Raw genomic sequence first — 20,605 nt, 5'->3', positions numbered from 1 at the left:
TCGCATAGTGAAATAATTTCAACTTCGATTAATTAACTGGAAGACGAATAAAATTCACTTCTCAATAAATACGCAATTTGGTTTATATTGAAGCTAATTTTTGTGCTATTTAGCCATTTTAAGTGGTTTTATCCTTTTTTGACGAGTGGCTAACCAGCAAATTAAAGAGCCACCAGTCACCATCATTACGCCTTGCCAAAATGAGAAAGAGAGTGCGGTAGACAATAATATTGATGAGAATGCAGTAGAAATAACGGGAGTAAAATAAGAGAGTGTGGCTAATAAGGTCACATTGCCTCTGATCATGCCGATTGTCCAAGCCGCATTTGCAAGCCCAATAGCCGCACCCGTTATTAATAGTAGTGTGATACTTTTTGTATTCACGATCCACTCTACTGGTGCTGAAAATAGGTATTGTCCCCACAATGCAAGTGACGTTAATAAAAAGAAAGGTACAATGCCGTTATTCCCGCCAGACATAAGGCGAGTTAAATTGCTATAAAACGCCCATAGAATGGCACCTGAAAACGCCAATATATAGCTTAATGGATTGCTTTGAATATTCTTCCATAAACCGTCAATTGTCAGCGGATTATCGCCACTCACAACCCAGACTAATCCACTAAATGCACATAATAATCCGACAATCAGTAAAATAGAGAATCGCTGCTTATTAAGTATTACGGCAAGCGCTAGTGTAAAACTAGGCCATAAATAATTCACCATTCCTAGCTCTATGGCTTGTGTTCTGTCTGTTGCAAATCCCAAAGCTAAAGATAAACAGACTTCATAAGTAACAAATAATAGCCCTCCCCAGAAAAGATAGCGTTTAGGAAAGCGTGATAACTTAGGTACACCTAAAATCAAAATAAGAAAGAGTGTACCTGTGGTATAAATCAGTGCGGCACCCCCTACAGCACCAAAATACTCACTAATATTACGAATTAAGCCAACAATGGTGCTCCAAAGTAGAATGGCAACAATGCCATATAATGTCCCTTTTGATGAGCTAGATATCATTTTTTTGCCTTCGAGTTCAAGATCCGGTCATTAGAACCGATATTAAAACAGAATCAATGTAATTGCTTTAATTACTATCATGCAAAAAATGAAAAACGAATAGGCAAAAATAAAAAGGAAATCTTGAGCAATGAAACATTTTGTTACAATTTATATTGAAAATAAAATATATTGATCCACTCCCCTTGGTTGTAAAAAAAGAGAGAAGAATTATAAATTGTAAAATTATGACATCTAATTTCAAAAAAAAATGAATTAATATTACTTCTATTTTTTTTTGAAAAAACAAATTTAAATCTTTTATTTCTGTAAAAAAACATTCTATTTCGTTTCTTTTCCCCTCAATACGTGTAAATTTTTGTTTCACCATGTAAATATTTTTATCATAAAATATATATTATGAAACATAATGTTATACGTATAAACACCTTATCTATTTTGGATGATCATTATTTGACTGCAAAAAACACAATAAATATCAATCAGATAAATTCAAAATTAACATACATTATATAAACTTATGTATTTTTCTATTTCTTAACATTAATTTTTACCTATAGTTAACAGATTATCAGTAGTTTTTAACTATCAAACCCCTCAAAAATGATCGTTTTAAACGATTTCTATAATTTTTCTAGCCCATCTATAATTTTCGTAAATTTGACTTAAGTGCAATATGCATTTTATTCCTGTTTAATTAAATTTTGATCTATCTACTCTTATTTTAATAAGTGTATTAATAATTCTATTTACGCTTCTCAAACCTATTTTAATCACTGTTTCTTCATTTATATAGAAATGATAAGCAGAGTTAAATATAGCTTATTTTATTAAGCTAAAAACAAAGATATATATTGAAAATATAGGAACAATGAATGAAAAAGTTATTATTATCTGCAATTATTACTTCAACAATGGCAGTCATGGCTTCACCTGCACTAGCAGCAACTACCACCACTGTAAATGGTGGTTCTGTTAACTTCGAAGGTTCTGTTGTTAATGCAGCTTGTGGTGTTGATAGTAGCTCATCAAACCAAACTGTTCGCTTAGGTCAATTCCGTGTTGCTGAATTTGCAGCGAAAGGTGATGAAACAGGCCGTATTCCTTTTAGTATCAAATTAAATAATTGTGATACTACAGTGTCAACTAATGCTGCAATTACCTTCAACGGTACGGCTTCTAGTGGCGATGCAAATGCGTTTGCATTACAAGGTGCTGATGCGGCAGAAAATATTGCCTTAAAAATCACTGATTCTACTAGTGCCATTGTTGCGCCAAACCAAGCTTCTACAACTCAAAAACTAATTGATGGTGAAAACCAATTAAATTACAACGCCTCCCTTATTTCGACTGAAGATGCGGTTAAGGCAGGTAGCGCAAACGTTACCACAAACTTTATGGTGACTTACTCTTAATTGCTTTATGACTTTTGATTGATGTCTTATTGCCAGGGACGGCATATTTTTCTATCAAAATATTATTGCGATATCTTCATTACTTGATAATTTTTATTATGAAAAAGACACTTATTTTCCTTATTACGTTTTTATTTCCGTTATTTTCTTATTCTAATGGCGTTTCATTAGGTGCAACACGTATTGTTTATAATTCCAATATTAAACAAACGAATCTTGTAGTAACTAACTCAGATAAAGAAAATAGTTTTTTAATTCAATCTTGGGTTTCAGATATCGAAGGAAATAAAACAGCTGACTTTATTGTTACACCTCCTTTATATATTCTTGATGCTAATAAAGAAAATGCATTAAGAATTATGTATGTCGGTAAATCATTACCAAAAGATAAAGAAAGTTTATTTTGGATGAATGTAAAAGTTATACCTTCATTACAAGAAGGGCTTGATAAAGAAAATACCATGCAAATTGCAATACAAAGTCGAATTAAATTATTTTATCGCCCAAGTATTTTACCAGCTTATAGTGAAAAATTTGCTAATGAAATTAAGTTTTCTTATCAAAATGGGGAACTTATTGCCACTAATCCAACGCCTTATTATATTACGATGGTAAATCTAGCCGTAACAGGTAGTCAACTTCCATCAAGTATCATGCTCAATCCTTTATCCCAATTAACATTGGGAAAAATAAATCGAAATGAAAATACAATTTCATTCCAAACAATTAATGATTACGGCGCACAGACCCCAGTATTAAAAAAAGAAATTACTCATTAACAATTACATCTGCTTTTAGCTTGTTGGTTAAAAATCATGGTTAATAAAAATACAGTTTGTTTTCTTTTTTCTGGCATCATTACGATTTCATTAATATTGCCATTTCCTTCATATAGTGCAAACCGATTTAATCCTGCATTTTTATCTGATTCACCTGAAGCAGTCACTGATTTAAGCTATTTTGAAGCAGGAAACAGTATTAAACCCGGTGATTATCCTCTGGATATTATTTTTAATAATGAATATCTACGAAATGAAAGCATTCATTTTATTAGCAATAATAAAAATGTGATCCCTTGTTTAAATAAAGCTTTTTTACAGTCACTAGGGATTAACATTAAGTTAATTACTGATTTTGATTTAAAATCAGAAAAAGAATGTATTGATATTTCGGATTCTATTCCTGATACCAGCGTTAATTATGATATTGAAAAACAAGCATTAAAAATTCAAGTACCTCAAGCCGCATTAAATCTCCAAGCACGAGGTTATATTCCACCGGAAAAATGGGATAACGGAATTACCGCAGGTTTATTAAATTACAGTTTTAGTGGTGCCAATAACTGGGGAAATTCTCATAATAATAGCTATTACCTTAATCTACGTAGCGGGATCAATATTGGCGCTTGGCGATTGAGAGATTATTCCACATGGAATTCATCAAATGGAAAGCATCAATGGGATCACATCAATACCTATCTTCAACGAAATATTGTGTCATTAAGAAGTCAGTTAAAAGTTGGCGATAGTTATACCTCATCAACATTATTCGACAGCGTTAATTTCCGAGGTGTTTCTTTAGAAAGTGATGACACCATGTTGCCAGATAGCCAACGAGGATTTGCACCTGTTGTGAGAGGTATTGCAAGTGGCAATGCCAAAGTCGTTATTCGACAAAATGGCTATGTTATTTATCAGACTTTTGTCTCTCCTGGTGCATTTGAAATTCGCGATCTTTATCCCACCTCAAATAGTGGCGATTTATATGTCTCGGTTGAAGAGAACGATGGAAGTAAACACGACTATATTGTGCCTTATTCTGCTGTACCTATTTTACAACGAGAAGGTCAAAAAAAGTTTGTTATTCAAGCGGGTGAAGTTCGCCAAGATAGCCAAAATAAAAAGCCTCGCTTTATCCAAGGTCATCTTATTTATGGTCTGCCTTATGACAGCACCGCTTACGGTGGTGCATTAATTACCTCTGATTATCAATCTTATGCACTAGGTGTAGGTCGGAATATGGGAACTTTAGGTGCATTCTCAACGGATATCACCTTTGCCCATAGTAAATTACCTGATAATTCGACTTCTGAAGGGTATTCCCTGCGCTTTCTCTATGCCAAATCATTAAACCAATTTGGAACAAATTTTCAATTATTAGGATATCGCTATTCCACTTCGGGTTTTTATACGCTAGATGAAACACTTAATACTCGAATGTCAGGCTATCTCTATGAAAATAATAAAGAAGAACCATTACGCTATTTTAATTTATACAATAGAAAAAAAGGCAGTCTTCAAGTGAATTTATCACAGCAACTTGGAGATTATGGTTCTGTTTTTATGACAACCAATTGGCAAAATTATTGGGAAACCAATGAAAAAAATGTTCTGTTTCAAGCAGGTTATAACGGCAATGTAAAAGGCCTCTCTTACAATATTATTTATGGATATAACCGCATGATGAATAGCGGTCAGCGCGATCAAACGCTCTCTTTGGGTATTTCGATTCCATTGCAATTATTAATGCCTTCAAGCTATCAATCCGTTAATAGTGCTTATCTCACTTATAACTATAGTCATAATGATAATGGTTATTCAGCACATAATGCTGGTGTAGCAGGCACATTATTTGAAGATAACACGCTCAATTACAGTGTTCAGCAAGGCTATAGCAACCAAGGCGGAAGTTATACGGGTAACGCGGCAATAGGTTATCAAAGTCGCTATGGCAACCTTAACGTGGGTTATAACTATAATAAAGAGGCTCAACAACTGAATTATAGCGTTGCTGGAGGGATGTTACTTCACAGCGAAGGTTTAACGTTAAGCCAGCCTTTAAGCTCAAATGCCATTCTCGTTGATGCTCGCAAAACCGCAGATGTTCCTATCGATAATGCAACCGGGATTTATACCGACTGGCGTGGATTTGCTGTTATTCCTTACGCAACCGCTTATCGCCAAAATAAAGTCGCGCTTGATACCACAGCACTCCCTGATAATGTCGAAATTGAACAGAATATTCAGCAAGTTATTCCGACCCAAGGCGCTGTTATCAAAGTCAATTTTGATGCTAAAACAGGATATCGCCTACTCCTAACACTGCAGCGACAAGGGCGCCCACTTCCTTTTGGTGCCATAGCATCCGACAAGCAAAATCACCTATCCGGCATTATTGGTGATGATGGCTTACTTTACCTTTCTGGTGTCCCTGAATCAGGTGTATTAGATATTCGTTGGGGAAATCGTGCGTCTGAACAGTGCCAAGTAAATTATAAATTACCTGAAAATCAACAAGATGAACCTTTTGTAAAAATGACACAGGAGTGCCAATAATGCATAAACTCACGCTTATTTTGGCTCTACCATTCCTTTTTATGACTAAAGGATATGCCTATGACACTTTAGTGCAAATTCATGCACGAGTGACAGGCAACACCTGCACCGTTGAGACAAACTCAGAAAATATTACAGTGAAACTTGGCGACATTGCGACGAAAGACTTCACATCAACGGCGATGAGCCAACAACGAACACCTGTTATTCCTTTTAGTATTAAATTAGTGGACTGTCAGCCAGAGGCCAGTGCGGTGAAAGTCAGTTTTAACGGTACGGGTGATCTCTCTGATAATACATTACTGGCGATTAATGATAATGGCGCAAAAGGTGTCGCTATTTCAATTATGGATAAAAATAGAACATCAATCGCAGTTAATGATAAAAGCCAATCTTATCCCCTGTTACCTAATCAAGATAATACCCTGCAATTTTACGCTCGCTATGTCGCCACTCAAGTGCCAGTCAGTGCAGGACAAGCCAATGCAACCACCACATTTTTATTGGAGTACCAATAATGAAACGTATTTTATTCCCCCTTACATTACTGGTTTCCCTTGTTTTTCTTCCCACAGAAATGGCATGGGCGGTAGCAGATCCTCTTGTAGTTTCACCGCCGCCAATGAATTTTGATGGCGCTGCGGATGGTACACCCGCAGGCACTCCCATTACCTCAACATGGATAGGTGAAACTTCCGTTCATAATGGCTTTAAATGTGAAAATAAGTTCTTACAAAAATGTTGGGTAGAAACACTGTATGCCAATGCGTTAGGCTCAAAAATTAGTGGTATTTACTATTACGAAGGGGGAAATCGTTATCCAGTTTATTCACTGCCTGGAGTCAAAGGTATTGGCTATGCTTTCGGCCTAAAAGATAACAATGACAATGTTTCTTATGTACCAATTGATGTTAATAATGGTTCTGGTGCAACCATCATTTATCCAGCAGCAGGCTCTACTGTTAACCATAATGTTGACCGCGTTTCGTTAAAAGGCAAAGTGGTGTTTGTTGTCACAGATGAACACTTAGAAACGGGTATTTATAATATTCCTTATACCGTTATCGCCAATACTTGGTCTGAATATGGTGGTGCACATAAAGGTAATAACACCTCTCTCGTTGCTATTAACCCTGTGACAATCACCATTAAAGCCAGAGGTTGTACGGTCAATACGAAAAATCTCACCTATGAATTAGGCGATATCTCAATGCGAGATATGGCAACCATTGGTTCAACGTCAAAAACACAAAGTAAGCCCATTTCTGTCACTTGTGATACCAATGTTCACCTATATGCCAGCATGACCGACCAATCTACCTATTCTAATAATACAGATGTACTCACACTAACATCAGACTCTGATGCTTCGGGTATTGGGATACAGTTTCTTTTTAATGATAATCCAACCCCCGTCGTTTATGGGCCTGATATCAGCGCGACTGGACAACCTAATCAACGTTTACTTCATATAACAACTTCTAATAACGAAAACTACACATTAAACCTGTCAACTCGCTATATCACGACTGGAACACTAAAACCTGGTAAAGCAAACGGGTTAGCCAGTCTGACTTTTTCTTATCAATAATGATTTGAATTTCTAAGGCTGATTAAATGATTGATAACAGCAAAACCATTAATTTTCGTATAGGGCAACGAATACGTCATTTACGAAAGAAATTAAAATACTCAGGAGCCCTTTTTGCTCAAGAGTTAGGAATAAGCCAACAACAACTTTCTCGTTATGAACGGGGAACAAACAGGATAAGTATTGAATTTATTTATCTGATTTCTGAAAAATTTGATGTTCATATTAGTTATTTTCTACAGAGCAATTATTTAATTAATATTGAACAACAACGCAAAACGCAAGAAAAAAACAGTCGACTTGTTGCTGAATGTTGTATAAAAAAATAATACAAGTCACGCTTATTTTCTTTAATTATCTTTGGCTTACACAACCTCTCTCATTTATTTTTATTGTTAACTTAATGGAAACCTTATGCCTTTTTCGACATAAAAAAAGCCACCTTTATAAAGGTGGCTTTTTAGCAAATAAGATGCGATTAGCGTCCCGCTTTTAATTTTTGATAATAGCTTTCATACAACACTGTCGCATCACCCACATCATTTTGCCATTCGCCTTTATTGATAATCTCTTCTGTTGGATAAAGAGAATTATCTTTAGTGATCACATTTGGCAGTAGCTTTTGCGCAGCGAGATTAGGTGTTGGGTAACCAATGTTTTCAGCCACTTTTGCTGCGATTTCTGGGCGTAATAAGAAGTCGATAAGTTTATGCGCACCTTCGACATTTTTGGCATTAGCAGGAATAGCTAAGCTATCCATCCAGAAAATACCCCCCTCTTTTGGCCACACCATTTCAATAGGTGCACCAGCATCGCGAGCAATAAATGCAGAGCCATTCCAAATCATTCCTAAATTAACTTCCCCTTGCATATAAGGGTTAGCAGGATTATCTGAATTAAAGGCCAATACGTTTGGCATCAGCTTTTGTAGCTCTTTATAGGCTTCTTCAATCTCTTTAGGATCGGTTGTATTACCCGAATAGCCTAATTTTAATAATGCCATTTGGAAAACTTCACGGGCATCATCGGTTAATAACAGGCTATCTTTATATTCAGGTTTCCATAAATCTGCCCATGAAGTAATGCTACTCACATCAACTTCATCGCTATTAATACCAATAGCAGTCGCCCCCCAAATGTAAGGAATGGAGTAATCGTTTTCTGGGTCGAATGATTTATGTAAAAGGCTAGGATCGAGATTATCAAAATTGGTTAATTTTGATTTATCGATTTTTTGTAGCATACCTTCATGACTCATTTTAGAAATAAAATAAGTAGAAGGAACCACCAAGTCATAAGCACCTTCTTTATAGGTCTTTAACTTGGTATACATGCTTTCATTGGATTCATAGGTGGAATAAATCACCTTAATCCCAGTTTCTTTCGTAAACTGTTCAAGCAGACCAGGCGGCACATACTCCGTCCAGTTGTAGAAATATAATGTCTTACCATCATCAGCCGATGCTGTGCCGATACTTAATGCCATTACGCTGGCAGCAAGTACTGAGGACCACTTTTTCATTTATGTTTCCTTCAGTGGTTGATGCGTTAATATCAAATAGGCAGTGAGCCTACCTCCAACAGATTGGTCTTCAAGACCCCAAAAAGTGCGAGAAACTCGCACTAATGCATGTTTACGCTTTGCCAGTTCTGTCTCTTAAAATCAACTGACTAATTAATACTAATACTAAAGATAGACCTAAAAGGATGGTTGCAAGCGCATTCACTTCTGGCGAAACGCCCACTTTTACCATTGAGTAAATTTTCAGTGGTAAAATTTCATAGCTTGGCCCTGTCACAAAAGAGGAAACGACAACGTCATCCATAGATAACGTAAAGCTTAATAACCAACCTGAAGCTACTGCTGGCATTGCCAGAGGCATAATGATTTTACGTAAAATAGTAAATTCACCTGCCCCTAAATCTTTAGCAGCTTCCAGCATTTTTACATCAAACCCACTTAATCGTGAATACACAGTCACCACAACAAAAGGCAGGCAAAATGTAATATGTGAAAATAGAAGCGACCAAAATCCTAATGAAACACCTAGGATCATAAACAGTACAAGTAACGAAATCGCCATCACAATATCTGGCGACATCATGACGACAAACAACATACCACCGACAAATTTTTTGCCACGAAAACGGTAGCGATAAAGTGCAACCGCCGCTAATGAGCCGATTAATGTGGCGAATGTCGCAGAGGTGACCGCCATTGTTAATGAATGTCCTGCCGCTTGAAGCAGACTGTCATTATTAAATAAAATGGCGTACCAATCTGTGGTAAAGCCTTTCCAGTTGATCCCGAAACGTGATGAGTTAAAAGAGTTAACTATCAGAATGATGATCGGGATATAAAGATACGCGTAAATAATGGACATAAATCCACCACGCAATAACCGTCCTATCATTCTATTTCTACCTTCTTATGCAGTAGCTTCACGGCTCGGTAATACACAAACAGCATTAATCCCATCACCAATGTTAAACAAATACTTGTGGCTGCACCGAAAGGCCAGTCACGAATATTTAAGAATTGGCTCTTAATTACGTTACCAATTAATAAGTTTTTCGCACCACCCATTAAATCAGCAACAAAGAATAAGCCCATCGCAGGTAACATCACGAGTAAACAACCCGCAATAATGCCCGGCATTGTTAATGGAATAATAATACGAATAAAGGTTTGAAATTTATTAGCACCTAAATCGCGCGCTGCTTCTAAACAAGGTTTATCTAACTTTTCAATGCTGGAATATAACGGTAATACCATGAAAGGTAATAAAATATAAACCAGTCCCAGCACAACGGCTTCTGGGGTATAAATAATTCTGAGTGGCTTATCAATAAGTCCAATCCACAACAGGAATTCGTTAAAATAACCTTTCGTACTTAGGAATATTTTTAATCCATAAATACGAATAAGCGAGTTTGTCCAAAAAGGTACAATCAATAAAAACAACATTAATGGCTGTATTTTCTTAGGCATTTTTGCGAGGAAATAAGCAAAGGGATAACCTAATAATAAACAAGCTAATGTTGCGACTACCGCCATATTAATAGAATGCAGTAACACTTCTGCATACATCGGATCAAATAAGCGATAGTAGTTATCGAGTGTAAAGACCATCTCGACAAGGTTGGCATCATTACGCGTTAAAAAACTGGTCGCAATGATCATGATATTCGGCAAGAAGACGAACAGCATCAACCAACCCACAACACCAGTAATAACGATGTTTTGAAATAGTTTACGTGTTTTCTTCATCTGCCAGTACGACCTCCCAGCTTTCAACCCAAGTTACTGCAATTTTTTGGTCTAACGAGTGATCAACATCTGGATCATCTTCATTAAAGAATTCACTGACCATCACCACCTTGCCATTTTCCATTTCAACAACAGAATCTAGCGTCATGCCTTTATAGTTACGTTCACGAACATAACCAATTAACCCAGGAAGGTTTTCAAGATCGTGAATTTCTTCAACACGGAGATCTTCAGGTCGAAGTAATACTTTGAGTTGCTGATTTTGTGTCACCGGTAATGTGGTATAAATATCACATTCATGACCTTCAACATCAGCACGAATACGTGTTTCATCAATACGATGGAGCACACGCGCATCAAAGATATTAATTTCACCTATAAATTGCGCAACAAACAGATTTGTTGGCTCTTCATAAATTTCACGCGGAGTACCATCTTGCTCAATACGCCCTTCACGCATCACCACGATCCGGTCTGACATAGTCAGCGCTTCTTCTTGGTCATGAGTCACGAAAATAAAGGTGATCCCTAATTTACGTTGTAAGGCTTTTAATTCATTTTGCATCTGTTTACGTAATTTGTAATCCAGTGCAGATAATGATTCATCAAGCAATAAGACCTTTGGTTTATTCACAACAGCGCGCGCAATCGCAACACGTTGTTGTTGTCCACCAGAAAGGTGTGCTGGGCGACGTTGTGCGAAATCTTCAAGTTGCACCATACGCAATGCTTCTTCAACGCGAATATTAATCTCATCAGCAGGTGTTTTCTGCATGCGAAGACCAAATGCGACGTTTTCAAAAACAGTCATATGTGGGAAAAGCGCGTAACTTTGAAAAACCGTATTTACAAAACGTTGTTCCGCTGGGATATCCGTAATATCTTGTCCATCAAGGATAATTTGCCCATCGTCAACGTCTTCTAAACCCGCGATTAAACGCAAAACCGTCGTCTTACCACAGCCCGAAGGACCGAGGATGGTTAAAAACTCGCCATGGTTGATAGTGAGATCGAGGCGGGAAATAATTTGTTTTCCGTCGAAACCTTTACTTAAGGATTTTAATTCGACAACTGGTGTCAGAGATGTTTTCTCAGTCATTTAAGGTAATACTCTATCCCGAAGAATAATGCAGATAGAACCGCCACTGGAAAAGACTGTGTGAGCTGCCGGAGCATTATGCTCCACAGAAGCCCAAAACCAGCGACGCCGTATGTATAGTACAAGCGGAAAATGATAAACGCAGTGACGTGAAATTGAAAGCAAAAAGGTGCATAAACAATGAAAAACTATTCATATTTAAGTTTTTCATCATAAACCATGCCCTTTAGGGTTTATGCTAAAAACACAATAAAATCATAATGCTATTAATTTATATAAATCGTAAAAATCGATTAAGTTTATAATTAAATAAATTTTCTCTTAGAAGTTGTCTAATCGCCTTATTTTCCTATAAAAACTTATTAGCTCGTTTATTTGCAACGCTATTTTATGGTCGTTGTTTATACAAGAAAAGTTGATTAAATTACGCTTCTTTTTATATTTTCATCTTATTATGATGATAAAAACTTTATATATCATATAGATGAAATTTAAATAACACCTCCTAATATTTAGGAGGTGTTAAGGGAATTAATACTATTGTACTTAATGACGTTTTATTAATTTTTTTAAATACAAAATTGCGTTGTTCACATTTGGTAAAGGGCCGATTTTGTCATTTAACAGTGGAAAAGTGCCTGTTCTAATTAATAAGTCACGCATTTGTATCGGCGTTAACACACTGTTTGTACGGTCTTTATACCAAGATTGGATCACAGCAGCGGCTCCCGCAACTAAAGCACTGGCTGACGATGTTCCACTAAAATTAGCGGTATAAGTATGGTTATCATCACTTCGAAACAGATCACCATAACCCGCTGTTGCAACATCCTCTCCCCACGCTTGTACATGAATAGGTGAACCATGCGTTGAGAAAGGTAATCGATTTAATGTATAAGGCGAACCTGCACCAACACGTATTGAGTTATTATCATGGCGTTGTCGGTAACTTTCATAAGCAGGTAAATCCAGATCTACGCCCCCATTACCTGCTGCCATAATCACAATGATCCCAGCATCTGTTAATGCGCGAGTCGCTTCCCAAATATGCATTTCATAATCCGCAGGTACATAAGCTTGATGTTCACAAATTGTCTGCATTTCATATAAAACAATATCACCAGCATGTAATATGCGTTTACTCGCAATAATCGCATCAATACGCCCACAAGTTAATTCAGAGATGGCATAAAACATATCTAATTTATAAGCGAGCCCAGTGATCCCTTTACCATCATTTTTTCCCATTATTAATCCCGCAACCGCTGTACCATGATCTGCCTGACTGGTTTTTTCATTAAATGGTAATAACGACGTAATATTATCCGTTGATAAATCATGATGAGAAAGATTGAAATCCCACTCAATATCAGCGACTTGTATTCCTTGCCCATATGCTTCTTGCTTCCATGCTTCACAAATCCCTAATCCTTTAATTTTATTAATATTCACTGTTTTTTCTGGCGTATTTAAGTATTGCTGATATTGAGTAAAATCAGGCGTAATATTAGGAGGTTCAATAGGTTGTATCGGTACCGTTTGTACATATTCAATATCAGGGTGTTGTTGTAATATTTTAATCACTTCATCTAAAGAATAATGATTATTCTCTGGTAAATTAAGGTAATAATATTTATTTAGATCATTAAAGTTTATTGTAATAGAATCTATATAATTTTTGGGTGGTAATTGATGAACAGATGATATTACCGGAACTAAAGGTATATTAGTTAAAAGGGAATGATGCATTTCATGGGAAGTAGAAAATGACAGTTTTTTATTATCATAATCAAGATTATTTAATTTTATAAGGATCTTTCTTTTAATGTTCATATTCAATGCTCCTCTTTTTATTTTTTCGCTTTATAGCGTAAAACCTTGAGCAGTGACTATTTCCATTTTTAATAGAGATAATATAAATAGGCTATTTTATAAAAATAAATATCAAGTCTATGTTCTAAAAAATAGACTTAATATTATTTGAATGATGTTCATTAACTAAAATCAATATGTAGGCGTAGTTTTCCACAACAATCACATATAACGGTATCATCTGTGATAAAAGCTCCTGTTTTTATCGGTTCAGGATGATATTTAATTTAAAATAAGGCAATGCTCTTTTTTCTGTTGGCATATAAGTTCCTATTTTGTTGTTTCTGATGACTCTTCTTGAGTTCATTAAAACAATTCTAACATCAGATCCACCATGCGTTAGTTATTCTCTATGCTATAATGCGCCCTCATTTTCTACCCTCACAAAAAAATAAGGGTAGCAACGCCTAAATAGACGAAAGAATTACAGCATGTCAGAAAATACAGAACTCAATAAACCAACAGAAAATCATCATGTTAATAGCCATTCAAATACATATAATTTGAACCGTTTCTCTGTTGCACCGATGCTCGATTGGACTGATCGTCATTGTCGTTATTTCTTTCGTCAGCTCAGTAAAAATACACTGCTTTATACTGAAATGGTCACAACAGGTGCCATCATTCACGGTAAAGGCGACTATCTAAAATACAGTGAAGAAGAACATCCAGTCTCTTTGCAGTTAGGTGGAAGCGATCCTCAAGCTTTAGCGCAATGTGCAAAATTGGCACAAGAGCGTGGCTATGATGAAATCAATTTAAATGTGGGCTGCCCTTCAGATCGCGTACAAAATGGGCGTTTTGGTGCTTGTTTAATGGGAGATGCACAACTCGTTGCAGATTGTGTGAAAGCCATGCGTGATGTCGTTGATATTCCTGTTACGGTAAAAACCCGTATTGGTATTGACGAGCTGGATAGCTACGAATTTCTATGTGATTTTATTGATACTGTTAGCCGTGATAATAACTGTGATACCTTTATTATTCATGCCCGTAAAGCATGGTTATCGGGTTTAAGTCCAAAAGAGAACCGTGAAGTTCCACCTTTAGATTATCCTCGTGTTTATCAATTAAAACGCGATTTCTCGCATCTCACTATGGCAATTAACGGTGGTATTAAGTCACTAGAAGAAGCCAAAGAGCACTTAAAATATATGGATGGCGTTATGGTAGGTCGTGAGGCTTATCAAAACCCGTCAATTCTAACGCATGTTGATCATGAGCTTTTTGACAACCAGCTACCTATTGCCAATGCAGTCACTGCGGTAAGAGCAATGTATCCTTATATTGAGAAAGAGCTCTCACAAGGTACTTATTTAGGTCATGTTACACGTCATATGTTGGGGATTTTCCAAGGTATTCCAGGCGCTAGACAATGGCGACGTCATTTAAGTGAAAATGCCCATAAACAGGGCGCTGATTTATCTGTTTTAGAAAATGCACTTAAATTTGTAACTGAAAAATAACGATATTAAAAATAAAACCAGCCACATTGGGCTGGTTTTACTTTCATTAAAGTAATGAGAAGAAGCGATTATAATTGGCAACTAAATAAGCAATTTGAAATTCAAATGCTTCTTTAACTTCACGTTTACCTTCTTCTGTTCCTTCTTTCTTTTTAATATCAAAAAAAGCATTTTGCATTAATTGAACTGATACATCCATTGATTTTTGGAATGCAGATAAATTATTATTTTCACCAAGGCGTTTAAATAATGCTTCTGTTTTTTCATCTGCGACATCACGAATAAATTGTAATTCAACATTACTGACTTTATTATCTTCATAAATAAAATCAATAAAATCCTTTAATTCATCTTTTTGCATAAACACTCCATATTCTATTAATAAAAATCACGAAAACGTAAATTAAAAGAGATAGAGTTAAAAATAAATCTAAAATAAAAATAAGGCTTTTTTTTGATAATCAAACTTGAAATTATTTATATTTATTAATAATAAATATTAAAAACCTATTTAATTTATTTTAAATAGGTTTTAGTTTTTATAAATAATAATTAAGGAATAAGTAAACTCGATCCTTGAGATTGTCTACTTTCAAGATAACGATGAGCATCTTTCGCATCTGCTAAAGCAAATTTCTGATTATCTGGCACACTTACATCAATTTTACCGCTACCAATTAATGCAAATAGCGCTTCACTTGCAGCATCTAGCTCTTCACGCGTTGTGATATAACCCGAAATAGATGGGCGCGTCACATATAGAGAACCTTTTTTATTAAGAATACCTAAATCGACACCTGTTACGGCACCTGATGCATTACCAAAACTCACCATTAAGCCACGGCGCTGCAAGCAGTCTAACGAATCTAACCACGTTGCTTTACCAACAGAGTCGTAAACAACAGGCACTTTTTGGTTATTAGTTAGCGCCAAAACACGTTCCACAATCGACTCAGTCTGGTAATTAATCACTTCCCATGCACCTGCGGCTTTTGCTTTGGCAACTTTTTCATCACTACCTGCTGTACCAATCATTTTTGCACCAATGGCCTTCGCCCATTGGCTGGCAATTAAACCAACACCACCAGCTGCTGCGTGGAATAAGAAGGTTTCACCCGCTTGTAATTTATAAGTTTCATTGAAGAGATAATAAACCGTTAATCCTTTTAAGAAAGAGGCTGCGGCTTGTTCAAAAGAGATATTATCAGGCAGACGTGCTACTTTATTTTCTGGTACATTATGCGTATCGCTATAAGCCCCTAGCGGAGATTGCGCATACACAACTCTGTCCCCTTCTTTTAGTGAAGTCACTTTAGCGCCTGTTTTGATAATAATGCCCGCAGCTTCAGTGCCTAATCCACTTGGGAATTGGCTTACAGGATATAATCCGCTACGTACATAAGTATCAATATAGTTAATACCAATTGCCTTATTGGCAACTTGAACTTCATGATCGCCAAGAGGAGCGAGTGTAAATGTTGCTAACTCAAGAACATCTGCATCGCCATGAGTTGCAAATTGAATACGATTAGCCATTACTATCTCCTTTGTAGGATGAGAGGTTAAATAAGCGAGCGCAAAAAGACCTTTGGAGATAATGACAAAGGATAGCTATTTCTACAAGGCACAGATAATTGGGTTAGCGTATACTAATACGCTGACTGACACTTTTTCGATTTTATGCAGGATTTATGGCCAGAAACAAGACCACTGACAAGCTGATGTCTGATATTAAAGACCGACAAATGGAGGGATTAAAGCTACCTCCCCATTCGCTGGAAGCAGAGCAGTCCGTGTTAGGCGGTCTGATGATAGATAATGAACGTTGGGATAATGTTTCTGAACGCGTCACCGCCGAAGATTTTTATAGCCGACCTCATCGTACTATCTTCTCGCAAATGCAACGTTTGTTGGAATTAGGCAAACCTATCGACCTGATTACGCTATCCGAAGCATTAGAACAAAATGCCGAGTTAGACAGTGTAGGTGGTTTTGCCTATTTAGCAGAACTTTCAAAAAATACGCCAAGTGCGGCGAACATCAACGCTTATGCGGATATTGTCCGAGAGCGTGCGGTTGTTCGCGATATGATAAAAGTTGCCAACGAAATTGCAGATGCGGGTTTTGATCCTCAAGGACGCACCAGTGAAGATCTGCTCGACTTTGCTGAATCAAGAGTGTTCCAAATTGCTGAAACACGCGCCAATAAAGACGAAGGTCCTAAAGCAATAGATGCAATTTTAGAAGAGACTGTTGAAAAAATAGAACAGCTCTATCAAAAACCTCATGATGGTGTCACAGGGGTTTCAAGTGGTTATCAAGACCTTGATAAAAAAACCGCAGGATTACAAAAGTCAGATTTAATTATTGTTGCTGCACGTCCTTCTATGGGTAAAACCACATTTGCCATGAACTTATGTGAAAATGCAGCAATGACGGAAGAAAAACCCGTACTTATCTTCAGCTTAGAGATGCCCGGCAACCAAATCATGATGCGTATGTTGGCATCATTATCTCGTGTCGATCAGACAAGAATTCGTACAGGCCAGCTTGATGATGAGGATTGGGCACGTATTTCAAGCACCATGGGTATTTTGCTTGAAAAACGCAATATGTATATCGATGACTCATCGGGTTTAACACCAACAGAAGTACGCTCTCGTGCTCGCCGCATCTATCGTGAACATGGCGGTTTAAGCCTTATCATGATTGACTACTTACAGTTAATGAGAGTACCTTCATTATCTGAAAACAGAACACTAGAAATTGCTGAAATTTCTCGTTCTTTAAAAGCGTTAGCTAAAGAATTACAAGTTCCTGTGGTTGCTCTATCACAGTTAAACCGTAGTTTGGAACAACGTGCTGATAAACGCCCTGTTAACTCCGACTTACGTGAATCAGGCTCTATTGAGCAAGATGCTGACCTTATCATGTTTATTTATCGTGATGAGGTTTACCACGAAAGTAGTGATTTAAAAGGGGTTGCAGAAATCATCATCGGTAAACAACGTAACGGTCCAATTGGTACAGTAAGGCTTACCTTTAACGGCCAATGGTCACGCTTTGATAACTATGCGGGCCCTGCTTACGACGATGAATAATCACTAACCTTGACTTAATGAAAGGAAGTATTGGAATAATATGAAAGCGGCAACCGCAGTGATAGATCGCCGCGCTCTGCGTCACAATTTTCAGCATGTGAGAGACTATGCCCCACATAGCCACCTGATAGCTGTCGTGAAAGCAAACGCTTATGGTCATGGGTTATTAGAAACAGCATATACCTTAATGGACAATGCTGATTGTTTTGGTGTTGCACGTATTGGTGAAGCATTAACCTTACGAAGTGGGGGTATTGTAAAGCCCATTCTTCTGTTAGAGGGCTTTTTTGATATCGTTGACCTACCTATTTTAGTCGTTAACCACATTGAAACGGTTGTTCATAGCCAAGAACAATTAGAAGCATTAGAACAGGCCGACTTAGATGAACCCGTCAAAGTATGGATGAAAATCGATACGGGGATGCACCGTTTAGGCGTGCGTCCTGAAGATGCGCAAGCCTTCTATTTACGACTTTCCGCCTGCAAAAATGTACAACAACCTGTCAATATTGTGAGCCATTTTAGTCGCGCTGATGAGCCTGATGTTCCTGAAGCAACACAAAAACAAATCACATTATTTCAAAATTTTATTCAAGATAAAGCCGGTGATAAGTCTATCGCAGCGTCTGCGGGTATTTTATTTTGGCCTCAAGTTCATTATCAGTGGGTTCGCCCCGGTATTATTACTTATGGTATCTCCCCCACTGGTGATGAAAGAACAGGTAAAGATTTTGGCTTAACCCCTGCAATGACACTGAAAACAAGCCTGATTGCTGTTCGTAAACATAAAGCGGGTGAACCTGTTGGTTATGGTGGAACATGGGTAAGTGAAAAAGACACTTATCTTGGTGTGATCGCTATTGGTTATGGCGATGGTTATCCTCGTAGTGCACCTTCAGGTACTCCTGTGTGGATCAATGGTCGAAAAGTGCCTATTGTTGGCAGAGTTTCGATGGATATGATCAGCGTCGATTTGGGGACTGAACTAATTGATAGTGTTGGTGATGAAGCTATTTTATGGGGAGATGTGTTGCCCGTAGAAGAAATTGCCAAATATAGTGGTATTAGCGCCTATGAGTTGATTACAAAATTAACCTCGCGCGTCATCATGGAATACCTAGACGAACAATAATACACACGATATTGTATCCCTATGACACACTAAAAGTGATTGGAGAAGAAGCCGTGTTTCAACAGGTTGAAGCGTTTCCGGGAGATCCGATTCTCTCATTGATGGATGTTTATAACAAAGACCCACGTCAGGATAAAATTAATTTAAGCATTGGTCTTTATTATGACGAAGAAGGCAAGACCCCTATTTTAGGAACAGTTTCAGTTGCGCGTCAGCAACTTAATGCCATGACCCCCACCGCAACACTTTATTTACCAATGGAAGGGCTGGCGCCTTATCGTAGCGAAATTCAAGATCTCCTTTTCGGTGCAGATAATCCTCTAATTGCAGAAAAGAAAATTGCCACAATCCAAACATTAGGTGGATCAGGCGCATTAAAAGTAGGTGCTGATTTTCTCCATCGCTATTTCCCAAGATCAGAAGTGTGGATAAGTGATCCGACTTGGGATAATCATGCTTCTATTTTTGCGGGCTCGGGTTTCAAGGTAAATTATTACCCATACTTTGATCCTGAAACCAAAGGCGTAAAATTTGAAGCACTACTCGATTGCTTTAAAAAACTGCCTGAAAAAAGCATCGTATTGATGCACCCATGTTGCCACAACCCAACAGGCTCTGATCTGACTAAAGATCAATGGGATCAAGTCACTGAAGTATTAAAAGCTCGCCAAGCAATTCCATTCTTAGATATTGCTTATCAAGGCTTTGCTGAAAATTTAGATGAAGATGCTTACGCTATTCGTACTATGGCAAAAGCAGGATTACCGATACTTATCAGTAACTCTTTTTCAAAAATATTTGGGATCTACGGTGAACGTGCTGGTGGCTTATCAATTGTGTGTGAAAATGCCACTGAATGCGAACATGTATTAGGTCAGTTGAAAGCAGGTGTACGTCGTATCTACTCAAGCCCTGCAAACTATGGTGCGCAAATTGTCAATAAAGTGCTATCAGACCAAGTTTTAACTGCACAATGGCAAAAAGAAGTCGCGCATATGCGTGATCGCATTAAAGAGATGCGCGTTACTTTAGTCGAAGCTTTAAAAGTTGCTCTGCCTGAAAAGAATTTTGATCATCTATTAACTCAACGCGGTATGTTCAGCTATACCGGCTTTACACAAGCGCAAGTTGATAGATTACGTGACGAATTTGGTATTTATCTTGTCGGTACTGGCCGTGTTTGTATGGCAGGTGTTAATACAAGTAATGTTCAGCGCATTGCGCAAGCCTTTGCGGCTGTGAGTATTTAATCTAATCAACGCAATTCCATGATAAAAAAATACCTGCCTATTTTTATAAGCAG

Annotated in this window: 19 protein-coding genes; 10 read left to right on the top strand and 9 right to left on the bottom strand. The window is 37.2% G+C overall.

Annotated elements, in window-relative coordinates; all coding sequences use genetic code 11:
• Positions 1-105: 105 nt before the first annotated feature.
• A complete protein-coding gene (yddG, locus tag ACNART_RS16515) occupies positions 106-1,020 on the bottom strand; it encodes an aromatic amino acid DMT transporter YddG (RefSeq protein ID WP_198620603.1) in 915 nt (304 codons plus the stop codon).
• An 875-nt stretch (positions 1,021-1,895) separates the two neighbouring features.
• Here yddG and ACNART_RS16510 point away from each other — a divergent pair.
• The 6 genes from ACNART_RS16510 to ACNART_RS16485 all read left to right on the top strand — a co-directional run bounded on the left by ACNART_RS16510 (position 1,896) and on the right by ACNART_RS16485 (position 7,690).
• Complete coding sequence (locus ACNART_RS16510) at positions 1,896-2,435, top strand: fimbrial protein (RefSeq protein WP_368927877.1); 540 nt, start codon at positions 1,896-1,898, stop codon at positions 2,433-2,435.
• A gap of 98 nt (positions 2,436-2,533) precedes the next feature.
• Positions 2,534-3,214 (top strand): molecular chaperone, encoded by a 681-nt coding sequence (locus ACNART_RS16505; RefSeq protein WP_198632591.1) that lies wholly within the window; start codon positions 2,534-2,536, stop codon positions 3,212-3,214.
• Positions 3,215-3,250: 36 nt separating this feature from the next.
• Complete coding sequence (locus tag ACNART_RS16500; RefSeq protein ID WP_368927876.1) at positions 3,251-5,770, top strand: fimbria/pilus outer membrane usher protein; 2,520 nt, start codon at positions 3,251-3,253, stop codon at positions 5,768-5,770.
• On the top strand, positions 5,770-6,288 hold the full coding sequence (locus ACNART_RS16495) for a fimbrial protein (protein WP_198626494.1): 519 nt from the start codon (positions 5,770-5,772) through the stop codon (positions 6,286-6,288). The genes ACNART_RS16500 and ACNART_RS16495 overlap by 1 nt, the downstream gene beginning before the upstream one ends.
• A complete protein-coding gene (locus tag ACNART_RS16490; RefSeq protein WP_198626495.1) occupies positions 6,288-7,361 on the top strand; it encodes a fimbrial protein in 1,074 nt (357 codons plus the stop codon). Before ACNART_RS16495 ends, ACNART_RS16490 begins: the two co-directional genes overlap by 1 nt.
• Positions 7,362-7,387: 26 nt before the next feature.
• Positions 7,388-7,690 carry a helix-turn-helix domain-containing protein gene (locus tag ACNART_RS16485; protein ID WP_198620608.1) on the top strand — a complete coding sequence of 101 codons (303 nt, stop codon included), beginning with the start codon at positions 7,388-7,390 and terminating at the stop codon, positions 7,688-7,690.
• Between the two features lie 149 nt (positions 7,691-7,839).
• Here ACNART_RS16485 and potD read toward each other — a convergent pair whose 3' ends face one another.
• The 6 genes from potD to ACNART_RS16455 all read right to left on the bottom strand — a co-directional run bounded on the left by potD (position 7,840) and on the right by ACNART_RS16455 (position 13,830).
• The gene (potD, locus tag ACNART_RS16480; protein ID WP_069366989.1) at positions 7,840-8,883 is read right to left on the bottom strand and encodes a spermidine/putrescine ABC transporter substrate-binding protein PotD; all 1,044 of its coding nucleotides are present in this window, start codon (positions 8,881-8,883) and stop codon (positions 7,840-7,842) included.
• Between the two features lie 112 nt (positions 8,884-8,995).
• Entirely contained in the window at positions 8,996-9,775 is a 780-nt protein-coding gene (potC, locus tag ACNART_RS16475) for a spermidine/putrescine ABC transporter permease PotC (protein ID WP_036934543.1), read from the bottom strand.
• Positions 9,772-10,632 carry a spermidine/putrescine ABC transporter permease PotB gene (potB, locus tag ACNART_RS16470; protein ID WP_109373214.1) on the bottom strand — a complete coding sequence of 287 codons (861 nt, stop codon included), beginning with the start codon at positions 10,630-10,632 and terminating at the stop codon, positions 9,772-9,774. The genes potC and potB overlap by 4 nt, the downstream gene beginning before the upstream one ends.
• Positions 10,616-11,731 (bottom strand): spermidine/putrescine ABC transporter ATP-binding protein PotA, encoded by a 1,116-nt coding sequence (gene potA, locus ACNART_RS16465; protein WP_098941766.1) that lies wholly within the window; start codon positions 11,729-11,731, stop codon positions 10,616-10,618. The genes potB and potA overlap by 17 nt, the downstream gene beginning before the upstream one ends.
• A 546-nt stretch (positions 11,732-12,277) precedes the next feature.
• The gene (locus ACNART_RS16460; protein WP_198626496.1) at positions 12,278-13,564 is read right to left on the bottom strand and encodes a S8 family peptidase; all 1,287 of its coding nucleotides are present in this window, start codon (positions 13,562-13,564) and stop codon (positions 12,278-12,280) included.
• A 161-nt stretch (positions 13,565-13,725) separates the two neighbouring features.
• A complete protein-coding gene (locus ACNART_RS16455) occupies positions 13,726-13,830 on the bottom strand; it encodes a CbrC family protein (protein ID WP_198630301.1) in 105 nt (34 codons plus the stop codon).
• A 204-nt stretch (positions 13,831-14,034) separates the two neighbouring features.
• Here ACNART_RS16455 and dusA point away from each other — a divergent pair, with 204 nt between their 5' ends.
• Positions 14,035-15,069, top strand: coding sequence for a tRNA dihydrouridine(20/20a) synthase DusA (dusA, locus tag ACNART_RS16450; RefSeq protein ID WP_368927874.1), 1,035 nt, complete (start codon positions 14,035-14,037; stop codon positions 15,067-15,069).
• A gap of 46 nt (positions 15,070-15,115) precedes the next feature.
• Here the strand turns inward: dusA and ACNART_RS16445 are convergent, their stop codons facing one another.
• Entirely contained in the window at positions 15,116-15,430 is a 315-nt protein-coding gene (locus tag ACNART_RS16445; RefSeq protein ID WP_109373166.1) for a hypothetical protein, read from the bottom strand.
• Between the two features lie 191 nt (positions 15,431-15,621).
• Entirely contained in the window at positions 15,622-16,605 is a 984-nt protein-coding gene (locus ACNART_RS16440; protein WP_368927872.1) for a quinone oxidoreductase, read from the bottom strand.
• Positions 16,606-16,760: 155 nt separating this feature from the next.
• Here ACNART_RS16440 and dnaB point away from each other — a divergent pair, with 155 nt between their 5' ends.
• The 3 genes from dnaB to ACNART_RS16425 are packed head-to-tail and all read left to right on the top strand — an operon-like array spanning position 16,761 to position 20,552.
• Positions 16,761-18,170 carry a replicative DNA helicase gene (gene dnaB / locus ACNART_RS16435; RefSeq protein WP_023583065.1) on the top strand — a complete coding sequence of 470 codons (1,410 nt, stop codon included), beginning with the start codon at positions 16,761-16,763 and terminating at the stop codon, positions 18,168-18,170.
• A gap of 40 nt (positions 18,171-18,210) precedes the next feature.
• Positions 18,211-19,302 (top strand): alanine racemase, encoded by a 1,092-nt coding sequence (alr, locus tag ACNART_RS16430; protein WP_198620612.1) that lies wholly within the window; start codon positions 18,211-18,213, stop codon positions 19,300-19,302.
• Positions 19,303-19,355: 53 nt separating this feature from the next.
• Positions 19,356-20,552, top strand: coding sequence for an aromatic amino acid transaminase (locus tag ACNART_RS16425; RefSeq protein ID WP_109373162.1), 1,197 nt, complete (start codon positions 19,356-19,358; stop codon positions 20,550-20,552).
• Positions 20,553-20,605: the final 53 nt, after the last annotated feature.

The sequence above is a fragment of the Proteus sp. LHD240705 genome, from assembly GCF_047921555.1.
Classification (GTDB): Bacteria; Pseudomonadota; Gammaproteobacteria; order Enterobacterales; family Enterobacteriaceae; genus Proteus.
This window is presented reverse-complemented; position numbering and strand designations above follow the sequence as displayed.